Source organism: uncultured Fretibacterium sp., assembly GCF_938040765.1.
Taxonomy (GTDB): domain Bacteria; phylum Synergistota; class Synergistia; order Synergistales; family Aminobacteriaceae; genus CAJPSE01.
The window spans coordinates 1-10,785 of sequence record NZ_CALIAA010000306.1; the positions used below are offsets into that span (position 1 = coordinate 1).

General features: G+C 63.7%; 13 protein-coding genes. 5 read left to right on the forward strand and 8 right to left on the reverse strand.

Annotated elements, in window-relative coordinates; translation table 11 throughout:
* Positions 1-88: 88 nt before the first annotated feature.
* Both Q0176_RS10700 and Q0176_RS10705 read right to left on the reverse strand, forming a co-directional pair.
* Positions 89-1,153, reverse strand: coding sequence for a class I fructose-bisphosphate aldolase (locus Q0176_RS10700; RefSeq protein WP_299302748.1), 1,065 nt, complete (start codon positions 1,151-1,153; stop codon positions 89-91).
* Positions 1,154-1,319: 166 nt separating this feature from the next.
* On the reverse strand, positions 1,320-1,847 hold the full coding sequence (locus Q0176_RS10705) for a DUF308 domain-containing protein (RefSeq protein ID WP_299302751.1): 528 nt from the start codon (positions 1,845-1,847) through the stop codon (positions 1,320-1,322).
* 233 nt (positions 1,848-2,080) lie between these two features.
* Between Q0176_RS10705 and Q0176_RS10710 the strand changes: the two genes are divergently transcribed.
* The 4 genes from Q0176_RS10710 (at position 2,081) to Q0176_RS10725 (ending at position 4,380) form a co-directional block, all read left to right on the forward strand.
* Positions 2,081-3,295: a hypothetical protein gene (locus Q0176_RS10710; protein WP_299302754.1), complete on the forward strand. Its 1,215-nt coding sequence runs from the start codon at positions 2,081-2,083 to the stop codon at positions 3,293-3,295.
* Positions 3,296-3,438: 143 nt separating this feature from the next.
* Positions 3,439-3,918, forward strand: coding sequence for a DUF3990 domain-containing protein (locus Q0176_RS10715; RefSeq protein WP_299302783.1), 480 nt, complete (start codon positions 3,439-3,441; stop codon positions 3,916-3,918).
* A 20-nt stretch (positions 3,919-3,938) separates the two neighbouring features.
* Positions 3,939-4,160: a hypothetical protein gene (locus tag Q0176_RS10720; protein ID WP_299302757.1), complete on the forward strand. Its 222-nt coding sequence runs from the start codon at positions 3,939-3,941 to the stop codon at positions 4,158-4,160.
* 1 nt (position 4,161) lies between these two features.
* Complete coding sequence (locus Q0176_RS10725; RefSeq protein ID WP_299302759.1) at positions 4,162-4,380, forward strand: DUF3791 domain-containing protein; 219 nt, start codon at positions 4,162-4,164, stop codon at positions 4,378-4,380.
* 49 nt (positions 4,381-4,429) lie between these two features.
* Here Q0176_RS10725 and Q0176_RS10730 read toward each other — a convergent pair whose 3' ends face one another.
* From Q0176_RS10730 to yedE, 4 genes are all read right to left on the reverse strand, one after another.
* Positions 4,430-5,323, reverse strand: coding sequence for a cation diffusion facilitator family transporter (locus Q0176_RS10730; protein WP_299302762.1), 894 nt, complete (start codon positions 5,321-5,323; stop codon positions 4,430-4,432).
* Complete coding sequence (locus Q0176_RS10735) at positions 5,320-6,498, reverse strand: M20 family metallopeptidase (RefSeq protein ID WP_299302765.1); 1,179 nt, start codon at positions 6,496-6,498, stop codon at positions 5,320-5,322. Before Q0176_RS10735 ends, Q0176_RS10730 begins: the two co-directional genes overlap by 4 nt.
* Before the next feature lie 139 nt (positions 6,499-6,637).
* The gene (locus Q0176_RS10740; RefSeq protein ID WP_299302768.1) at positions 6,638-6,856 is read right to left on the reverse strand and encodes a sulfurtransferase TusA family protein; all 219 of its coding nucleotides are present in this window, start codon (positions 6,854-6,856) and stop codon (positions 6,638-6,640) included.
* Between the two features lie 17 nt (positions 6,857-6,873).
* On the reverse strand, positions 6,874-7,956 hold the full coding sequence (gene yedE / locus Q0176_RS10745; protein WP_299302771.1) for a YedE family putative selenium transporter: 1,083 nt from the start codon (positions 7,954-7,956) through the stop codon (positions 6,874-6,876).
* 425 nt (positions 7,957-8,381) lie between these two features.
* Between yedE and Q0176_RS10750 the strand changes: the two genes are divergently transcribed.
* Positions 8,382-9,110 (forward strand): RsiV family protein, encoded by a 729-nt coding sequence (locus Q0176_RS10750; RefSeq protein WP_299302774.1) that lies wholly within the window; start codon positions 8,382-8,384, stop codon positions 9,108-9,110.
* Positions 9,111-9,215: 105 nt separating this feature from the next.
* Here Q0176_RS10750 and Q0176_RS10755 read toward each other — a convergent pair whose 3' ends face one another.
* Together Q0176_RS10755 and Q0176_RS10760 are read right to left on the reverse strand one after the other, a co-directional pair.
* Positions 9,216-9,374 carry a hypothetical protein gene (locus tag Q0176_RS10755; RefSeq protein ID WP_299302777.1) on the reverse strand — a complete coding sequence of 53 codons (159 nt, stop codon included), beginning with the start codon at positions 9,372-9,374 and terminating at the stop codon, positions 9,216-9,218.
* A gap of 93 nt (positions 9,375-9,467) precedes the next feature.
* Positions 9,468-10,625, reverse strand: coding sequence for a hypothetical protein (locus Q0176_RS10760; protein ID WP_299302780.1), 1,158 nt, complete (start codon positions 10,623-10,625; stop codon positions 9,468-9,470).
* Between the last annotated feature and the right edge of the window lie 160 nt (positions 10,626-10,785).

Genomic DNA, 10,785 nt, shown 5'->3' on the forward strand with positions numbered 1-10,785 from the left:
AATAACGGTCAGAAAACGTTCTCTTCTAAGCCTCCAACACATCAAGATTCAAACTAAAAAATAACTAACTTTTCACCCTCGCAATGTCTTACGCGATCGTGACCTCCTTGGACAGGTACACGTCCTGCACGGCGTTGATGATCTGCACGCCGTCCTTCATCGGGCGCTGGAAGGCCTTGCGGCCCAGAATCAGCCCCATGCCGCCCGCGCGCTTGTTGACGACCGCGGTGCGCACCGCCTCGGCCATGTCCGTATCGCCGCTCGACGCGCCGCCGGAGTTGATCAGGCCCGCCCGTCCGGCGTAGCAGCTCAGCACCTGGTAACGGGTCAGGTCGATGGGGTGCTCGGTCGTCAGCTTCTCGTAGACGTCCTTCGAGGTCTTTCCGAAGGAAAGCGCCGTGTAGCCGCCGTTGTTCTCGGGCAGCTTCTGCTTGATGATGTCCGCCTCGAGGGTGACGCCCAGGTGGTTGGCCTGCCCCGTCAGGTCCGCGGAGACGTGGAAGTCCTTCTCCTTGGTCTTGAACGCGGAGTTGCGCAGGTAGCACCACAGGATGGTGGCCATGCCCAGCTCGTGGGCGTGGTGGAAGGCCTCGGAGACTTCCTGGATCTGACGCGTGGACTCGTCGCTGCCGAAGTAGATCGTGGCCCCGACGGCGACGGCGCCCATGTTCCACGCCTGCTCCACGGAGGCGAACATCACCTGGTCGTGTTTGTTGGGGTAGGACAGCAGCTCGTTGTGGTTCAGCTTCAGGACGAACGGGATCTTGTGCGCGTAGCGCCGCGCGACCGCCCCCAGGACGCCCAGCGTGCTGGCGACGGCGCTACACCCCGCCTCGATGGCGAGCTTGACGATGTTCTCGGGGTCGAAGTAGATCGGGTTCGGGGCGAACGAGGCCCCCGCGGAGTGCTCGATTCCCTGGTCCACGGGAAGGATGGAGATGTAGCCGGTACCCGCCAGCCGTCCGTGTCCGAACAGCGCCTGCAGCGAGCGCAGGACGGGGACGGGACGGTCCGAAATCGACCAGACGCGGTCCACGAAGTCGGGCCCGGGCAGGGACAGCATCCCGGAATCCACGGTAGCGCACTTGTGCCCCAACAAAAACTCCGCATCCTTGCCCAAAAGCTTCTCGATCTTCTCCAGTTCCCTGGCCATAACATTACCTCCTTCGATTCACAGACAACATCGATTCACGGCCCACACTGCCAACCCTGCCGCAAGCGGCCCTCCGCGCCTCCCGCGAAGGACGCGCCCCCAATACTATCTTGTCATACTTGCCTTTGCAAAGATATCACAGAACGTGCGCGGAGTCACGCCGCATTCACGCAAAGATCCCGCGCGCCTCCCACACGATCAGGAGCCCCGAGGCGACGAAGGCGCTCCCCATCAGCAGCGCGACGGATATCCCGCCCACGAACGGCGAGGCCAGCATCAGGGAGGCGCAGACCACCAGCAGGAGGCCGTTCAGAAGCATCGCCCACCATTTTCCGAACCCCAGGGACTTCAGGCGGAAGGAGGTCGCGATGCGGACGACGCCGGTGAAGGAGAACCAGCACGCGACCATGATGGGGATCATGAAGGCGGTCACCCCCAGGCGCATCAGCATGACGATGCCGATCAGGAGGTCCAGCACCCCCTGAACCAGCATCCATCGGGGGTACATGGGGTCCCCGCGCAGCGAAAAACAGGGGACCAGGTGATTGATGCCGGCGAGGACGAAACCGACCCCCAGGAAGAAGGCCAGCGACATCAGCGCCTCCACGGGGTAGGTCATCGCCCAGAGTCCCAGTACGATAAGGATGCCTCCGGTGAAGTAGAGCGTCCAGCGCAGCGTTTTTTTGGAATCCAAAGCCATCACGTCCTTTACCATCGACTTTTCCGGGCCGCCTGAACGCGCAAGACGCTTCGGGACGGGCCCGCGTTTCCCGTCCTTATTGTACCGCTCATTCCCTCTTTCCAATCATTCCCTCTTTTTCCCGAGGCGGAGGCATGGGAGGGAGGACCGCCGAAAACCGAGGGCCCATGCGTTATAATCATGCAATGCCGTATTTTCCGGCAAATATGTCAAGGGGGTTTTTCCGTATGTCCTTCATCATGAGCTTTTTCGTCGTCCTCGTCATCCTGGCTGTCGGAGAGATCGTCTCCACGAAGACGAAGGCCTTCGTGCCGTCCGTGTTCGTCGCGGCCCTGCTGTTCCTCCTGGGATTCTGGTACGGGTGGTTCCCGCTGGACGTCGCGGAAAAAGCGGGCATGGGCAATCCCGTCGCGACCATCTCCATGTACCTGATTATCGTCCACATGGGCACGCTGATGAGCATCCGCGAGCTCTGCGCGGAGTGGAAGACCATCGCCATCGCCGCGGCCGCCCTGGGCGGCATGGTGGCGATGCTCGTCACCGTCGGCAAGGCCCTGATCGGCTGGGATGCCGTCGTCATCGGGACTCCGCCTCTTTCCGGGGGCCTGGTCGCCGCCATCATGATGGCTGAGGCCGCCGCCAAGAAGGGGCTGACGGAGCTCGCGGTGCTGGGCACCGTCATCTACGTCGTCCAGGGATTCGTTGGCTACCCGCTGACCGCGCTCTGCCTGAAGTCCGAGGGCAAGCGCCTGCTCCAGCTCCGCAAGGAGAACCCCGGCGCCTTTGCGAAGGCCGTCGCGTCGGACGGCGAGGCCAAGCGCAAGGCGCTCCTGCCCCCGCTGCCCGAGAAGTACCAGACGACCTTCACGCACCTGGCGGCAATCGCCCTGGTGGCGTGCGTCTCCGACTACGCCGCGGCCTCGTTCAAAAGCTGGCTGATCGGGCTGAACCCCGCCTACGGCGCCTACGCGCTGCACCCGCTGGTGATCTGCCTGATCTTCGGGGCCATCGCCGCGGAGCTGGGGATCGTCGAGCGCAAGCCGCTGCTCAAGGCGAGCTCCTTCGGCTTCATCCTGACGGCAATCATGGGATTCATCATGAGCATGCTGAACAAGGCCACCCCCGACATGATGCTCAAGATCCTGTACCCTCTGGCGATCGTCGTGGTCGTCGGCGTCTCGGGCCTGCTGGTCGGCTCGGTCCTGATAGGCAAGCTGCTTGGCTACACCGGACCGATGTCCATGGCGCTCTCGCTCACCGCGCTCTACGGATTTCCCCCCAACTACGTCCTCACGGACGAGGCCTCCAAGGCACTGGCGGAGAACCGGGAGGAGTACGATTTCCTGATGGGGCAGATGCTGCCCAAGATGCTGGTGGGCGGCTTCATCACGGTGACGATCACCTCCGTCATCCTGGCGGGCATCTTCATCAACATGCTCTAAAACACGCGCCGATTCCACATCCGCCCCACGAATTGCGGAGAGAGCCCCGTGCCCGGAGGTACGGGGCTCTCTCAAACAGGCTGGTGAACGAGAAGAAGTCGATGCCGGAAAAGACGTTCGCGTGAGAAGGGACGGTGGAGTTTATGATCCTGTATTATGGGAGCAATGTAGAGGTCAGAGAGCCAAGGCTTTTGAAGGTTCAGAGGGAACTTGACTTCGGAAAGGGCTTCTATACGACAAGCGATCTGGAACAGGCTGCGAAGTGGGCGAAAAGGACTGCGCTGAGACTTCATCGGAAGGATTCTTATATCAGCGTTTATGAAGTCGACGAAACGGAGATGAGCCATCTTCGCATGCTGCGATTCAACGCCCCTGACGTCGAATGGCTGCGCTTTGTCGTAAAGAACAGAAAAGGCGAACCGATCCCGGTGGATTGGGATATCGTATCCGGGCCCGTCGCTGATGACCGGACAGCATCGGTTATCGACCTGTACCTCGATGGAATGTACGATGAGGAAGAGACGATCAAGCGCCTTCTTCCGCAGAAACTGAAGGACCAGTATACATTCAAGACCGAAGAGGCAATCGTGCTGCTGAATTTCAGGGGGGTGAACCTTCCATGACAAGGATGCGGAATTCTTCGTTGGATTACTACAACAAAAACGTCATTCAGCGCATCATGGATAAATATGGCATGGCTCAAATGGAGGCCGCAAGGACATTCCTGACATCGGAAACACACAGCATGCTGGAAAACGCGGACCTGGCGATGTGGGAATTCTCGGAGAGAGCGATTTTCGACATGTGGGAATCGGAAAGGGTTACCGGAGATCCCCGCAATTCGGCATATCTAAGGAGTGAGTGATATGACGGAGGAAATGAAGTTCTTTCTGTTCCTGATAGAACGATATGCAAGCAAATATGGCCGCTCAACCGGCGATGTCCTTCGTGAGTGGGACGAGAAAGGCATTACCGGGGAAATTTACGACGGCTACTTTCAATACCATCAGGAGCGTCTGGAGAACGCCTATGACGATATCAATAGCCTTGTTGCTACCGGGAAACATATAGTATACGGCCCATAAGGGCAACCTTACCGGGAACAGCGCAAGCCTGTATCCAGAGGGCACTCCGTCAATCGCTCCTCCCGCTTCTCCTCTCCGCCTCCGGGTGGATGACGCAGCTGATGCGCGTTTCCAGCCGCTCGTTCAGGAGCGCCTCCAATCGGTGCGTCAGGGCATGGACCTCCCTCAGGGGCATCTCCGGGTCGCACTGCACGTGAAAATCGGCGTAGATCATGTCCCCGGAACGGCGGGATCGGATTTTATGCACCCCGCGGACATCGGGATCGGTCCGGACGATCGCCTCGATCTCCCGGGGGTCCACCGCGATGTGGTCCGTCAGCTCGTCCGAGGCCTCCCTGAAGATCCGATAGGCCGCACCGAAGATGACCAGCGCGATCGCAGCCGAAACCGCGGAATCCACCCAGGCCGGGGCCCCCAAAAAGGTGATCAGGGCCATGGAGACTAGGACTCCGCAGGTGACGAAGATGTCGGACAGGGTGTGCCGCGCATCCGAGCGCAAAATGGAGGACTTCAGACGCCGCCCGGCCCGGTCCTCCAGCCAGGCCGTGAGGATGTTGAGGAGCAGGGTCCCGGCTACCGCCGCGAACTCCCCGACGGAGGGGACGCGGAAATCGGTCCGGCCCAGGCTGCGGACGCCCCGCACCAGAATCGAGATCCCGAGGTAGGCCATCAGGGCCACGATCGCCAGGCTCGCCAGCGTCTCGTAACGGGAGTGCCCGTAGGTATGGCCCTCGTCGCTGGGACGCTTCGCGGCCGCGACCCCGATAAGCCCGATCACGTTGGAGAACCCGTCGGAGATCGAGTGGAAGCCGTCCGCCAGCACGGACTGGAGGTTCGCGGCCAGCCCGACGGCGATCTTCGCCGCCGAGACCAGCAGGTTGCAGGCCAGGACGATCAGGAGGACCCGCTGAACCCGATTTCCCCGTTCCTCAGCCGTATTCATCGGCCTTCCAGCACGTCCAGAGCCAGGGCGGCCAGGCCGGCGACCCCCAGGGAAAATCCCGATTCGTCCGCGCAGAAATCCGGGGAGTGCAGGGGATAGGCCGGGCGTCCTTCCGCCCCCACCCCAAGCCGGAAGTGCGCGCCGGGCACGTGCTCCAGGAAGAGCGCGAAGTCCTCACCGCCCATGGAGGGCTCGGGCAGGGTCCTGACGCTCCCGGTGCCGAACAGTTCCGTGAAGACCCCGGTCATCCGATCGAACAGGGCGTCGTCGTTCACCACAGGCGGCAGCCCGATGGGAGCCTCCAGGACCGCCCTGCCGCGCAGTGCCGCCGCCGTCCCCTCGACGATGCGCCGGGCGGACTCCAGGATGCGGGCTCCGACGTCCTTCGAAAGGGCGCGCACCGTTCCGTCGATCACGACCTCTTCCGGGATGATGTTCCCCGCCGTTCCGCCGTGGATCTGCCCCAGGGTCAGGACCCCGGTCTCGAGCGGCGAAAGTTCGCGGGACACCACCGACTGAAGCGCACAGACGATATGACCGGCGATCAGGATCGGGTCGACGCAGCGGTGCGGATGGGCCGCGTGCCCCTGACGCCCCGCGACGCGGATGCGGATGGACTGCGCCCCGGCCAGCACCGCCCCCCGCCGTATCCCGACCATCCCGGCCGGAAGGTCGGGCCAGACGTGGAGCGCGAAAACGGCGTCCATCCCAGGCCCCTCCAGCACCCCGTCCGCGATCATCTCGGCCGCGCCGTCGGGCCCCTCCTCTCCGGGCTGGAAGATCAGCTTCACCGTCCCGGAGAACGAATCCCTCATCCCCTGAAGCAGCTCGGCAGCCCCCAGGAGGCAGGCCGTGTGGATGTCGTGCCCGCAGACGTGCGCGCGCCCGGGTACGGTCGAGCGAAACGGAAGTTCGTTCCGCTCCTCCACGGGCAGGGCGTCCATGTCCGCGCGCAGCCCCACGCACCGATTGCCCGGCCGGCCCTCGATCAGGGCGACGACCCCCGTTTCGGCGCAGCGCCGGACGTTTCCGACGCCGATCTCCGCAAGCACCCGTTCCACGAAGGCAGCCGTCTCCCCGGTCTCCATGCCCAGTTCGGGATGCGCGTGAATGTGCCGCCGCCACCCCCTGACCCTCTCCTCGAGCGAGCGGGCCCGCCCCAGAATATCTGCCATCACAAACCCCTCCCCCATACAGACACGGGGGACCACCACGGCGGCGCCCCCCAGCCTCCCCTTCCCGCCGAAAAACGCCGGCCGGGGTGCTTCCGTCCTGCCCCAGCCGGCCGTAACCTCAAGACGATATTTCTCCCGCTCAGCGTTCCAGGATCACCCGGAACCCGCCGTCGCGCTCCTCCTTCGTCGCGCGCCAGCCCTTGTTCTCCGCAAACCGCGCGACGTTGTCGCGCGAGGTCGCGGTGTCCACCAGCACCTCGACCCGCCCCGAACTCAGACCCGCCAAAGCCTTTTTCGTCTCCATCACGGGCTGGGGGCAGGAGAGCCCGGAGGCGTTCACCGTAATGCAGTCGCTCATGACCCGCACCTCCCGATTCAGGCCGCGCGGGTCCGGCTGGCGAACCCGACGGCGAGACAGAACACGAGCCCGATGATCGTCACCGGGATCCCCATGGGGCCGACGCCCGCACCGCTGCTGGCCGCGGAGAAGTTGTGGGCGAAGGCCGCGCCCGTCAGCATCCCCAGGACAAAGACGGCCGCGTCCCCGTCGCCCTCGCCCGCCATGATGAGCTGCCGCCCCGGGCACCCGCCCGCCAGGGTGAAGGCCAGGCCGGAGAGCACCATGCCCATGAAGTTCCAAAGGTCCTGAGTGTGGGCCACGGGCTGCTTCTCAAAGCCGGGGTGGAAGTAGCCGAGGGCGTAGTTCGCGGCGAAGGCGACGACGGTGAAAGCGAGGATCCCCTTGAACAGGTGCCCGTCCCCCATCATGAAGAGGTCGCGCAGGGCTCCGACGGTGCAGAAGCGGCTGCGCTGCGCCAACCAGCCGACGACAAGCCCGACGGCCAGCGATATATACAGGGGCGCATGCTGTGCGCCCGGCCCCTTCTCCGAGAAGAAGATCGGCCCCGTCCCCTCGGGACCGAACAGGGGCTTGAGGACGGCGAACGCCAGCAGCGCCACCGCCATCACGGGAAGGACGAGGCCCGCCGCCCTGGGGTTGCGCTCGGCCGCGCCGAGGCTGAACCCGTTCCAGAGGAAGGCGATGCCGATCAGGATGCCCACGATCAGGCCCCCGATCCCATAGAGGGCGTTCCAATCGCCGCCCGCAAGGCGCAGGTAGGCCCGCCAGGGGCAGCCCAGGAAGACGAGCGCGCCGAACATGGCGCACATTCCGAGGAAGAAGCGGACGACGGGCGAGGACCCGCCGCGGGGCGAGTACTCCCGGAACGCCAGGGAGGAGAAAAACGCCCCCAGGATGAAGCCCGGGATCTCCGGGCGAAGGTACTGCACCACGGCCGCGCGGTGCAGGCCCAGCGCGCCGGCGATGTCGCGCGTGAAGCAGGCGACGCAGAAACCCATGTTGCCGGGGTTGCCGAGCTTGACCAGCAGCACGGCGAGGAGCCCCAGAATCCCGCCGGTCACCCAGGGCCCATGGCGGGACGTCAGCAGCTTATCCATAAGAACCGACCTCCATTCAAGCAATGAAGCGAATGCGGCGGGGCGCGGGCCCGCCGCCGCGGGGGAGACAACGGAAAAACGACACGCGGATCGAACGGAGAGCGACGCTCCCCGCAGGGCCACTCAAACGGCATTCGGACATCAGGTCACGCGGCCCACCTCCCCTCCGCCGCCCTCAAAAAACCTCGCCAAGACCGGCCCGAACGGCCTCGAACCCATCCTCGGCGCAACCCATTCCCTGTTTTTATTGTAGCAGATGCTCCCGTTCCATGCCGCACTTCCGTCGTTTCTACCGAGCGAATACCCCGTACAACCCCTCCTTCCCCTCAAAGGAATCGACGTTACACTGAAACGCGTAGTATTTGGAGAAGGGCCTCTTTGCCGTTTACCTGCGGCGCGGCCCATTCAGGAAAGGAGTTTTTAACATGATCGGAAGTCGGTTCAAAATTGCGGCGGCGCTGCTGACCGCGGCGGCATTCCTCTTCGGCGGGAGCATGGCCTACGCGGCAAGCCCGGACGTCGCTCCCTCGCTGACCTTTTCGATGCTCACGCACCAGGAGGAGGGGTTCGACGCCTCGATCCAGATCCCGATCCTCGTCGGGACGGGCAACGCCGATCTGGAGGCGGCGGTGAACGCCCGCAGCCTGGAGGCCTCCGTGGCCCTCTACAGGGACTTCATGTCGAAGATGGCGGAGCTGAAGGCGGAGGGGTCCAAGAACTATGCGCTGACGGCCGTCAGCAAGGTGGCCGCGTACGGGGACGGTCTGCTGACGCTGGAGCACAGCAGGACCGAGGCCATGGCCTCGTCCGAGACCGTCGTCCGCTACGAGACCATCGACCTCGGAACCGGCCGGGAGCTTGCCCTCTCGGACCTCTTCAAGGACGACGGCTACTCCAAGGTCCTGAGCGGCATTGTCAAGGCCCAGATGAAGGAGCAGATGAAGAAGGACGAGTCGAAGTCCTACTTCCTGGACGAGCTGGAGAAGAACTTCGAAATCGGCAAGGACCAGCCCTTCTACATCGAGAGCGGCAAGCTCGTCCTCGTCTTCAACCAGGGGACCGTGGCGCCCTACTCCATGGGGACCTGCACGTTCGAGATCCCCACGAAGGAGATTCAGGGCTCCCTGGCCCCCTCGCAGAACCGCCTGAGGTAACGCGTACAAAAAAGGACGGGCCCCTGCGACGGGCCCGTCCTTTTTTTCGTGGGGCGGCCGCGGTCGGAAAGGAGCCCCGACCCCGGCCGTTTCCGCGTGAAACGGCTACAGCCCGCCCTTGTAGACCTTCAGACCCGCGTAGAGCAGCCCGACGACCGCCAGCCCAATGAGCAGAACCTTCACCAGGGCAGGAATGGCCTGGACAACAAGGGAAACCACCACCAGGGCGATGGCCCCCAGCACGACTAAAGTCATGATCGACATTCCGTAAACATCCCCCTTTGTCCGAGATCGCTTGTTATAGAATCCACTTTAGCCCGACCGGGCTCCCCTCGAAAGCGTACTTCTACGGTCCTTCTATCCCTCGGCCGCCACCGCCGGCGTCCGGGCCGTGCGCAGAACCCGCCAGAACGCTACCAGGAGGATCGGAGCGACGATCAACGGGGCCGACATCGCCCCAACCCAGGCATACCCCTTGGCAATCAGGGGGATCAACCCATAGCTGGCCACGCACCACGAGGCCACGACGTAGACCGCGGATGCGGCGACGTCCACCTTCCGGGAGGCGGGCCTTCCCGTTCGGGCGCTCCACCACGCGGTGATGCGGCGGGTGCTGCCGTAGATCAGGCCGACACCGGTCGACACCACGGCCAGCAGGATGAGCGCGGAGACCAGGACCACGCCGAGCGCTCCACCGCCCCCATGCTGCGTGATGTAGGTCACCGGGGCACGCTCGGAGAGGATGGCGGGGAAGTGAAGAAGGGCTCCGACGCTGGCGAGCGTCAGCATTCCCGCGTTCACGCAGAAGCCGAGGAGCGTGGTGCGGTTCACGTCGCGGGCGGTCCTGAGTCCGTCCGCCACTGCGGTGTAGGCACCTACCAGCGAACACTGGAGCGCCGCGTACTTGACGCTCTGCCACAGGGCCGGCCAGAAACCGCCCTCGGCCTCGGGGAGCTCCCGCATCACCTGAAGAAGCCGCGGGAAGTTGGCGACGAGGTTCGAACTGTAGATGACCAGCATCCCCGCGATGATCAGCAGGGACATGACCGTGGAGGCCTTGCGCACCGTCCCGGACCCCCAGATGGTGAGGGAGAGGATCAGGACGGCCAGCCCCACGGTGCCCACATGATAGGGAATGTCCGGGAAGATATGGTTCAGGACCGTTCCGCCCGTCGCAAAGGCGACCCCCGTCGCGAGCAGGAGGATGATCAGGTACATGGCCTCGATCAGCATGGAGAATACGGGCTCCAGCCAACCCAACGGCTCGAAATACCGCACGCTCCAGCTGTGATAATCATAAACCCCGTGCCGGACCGCAAACTGCCACGCGCACCAGAGCACCAGCGCGATGAGCCCGACCGACAGGATCGGGGTAAACACCGCGTACCACCCATATTTGACGTAAAAATCGACCAACTGCCTTCCGCTGGCGAACCCTCCGCCGAAATGCGTTGCAAACCACACGAACGCGACGGAACAACACACACCCCACCTGGAATCCGAGTTACCCGACATACCGACACCTCTTTTTCCGAATATTCGACGCCGTTCCGGGGCCCTCCGCCCCGAACGCATCCGAAATCTTCCAAGTAACAAAAAGCCGGGACCCTCAAGGGGTCCCGGCTTTGGAGGCTTTTCGACAACGGCGCCTAAACGCCGACCGCTCCCAAAGAGG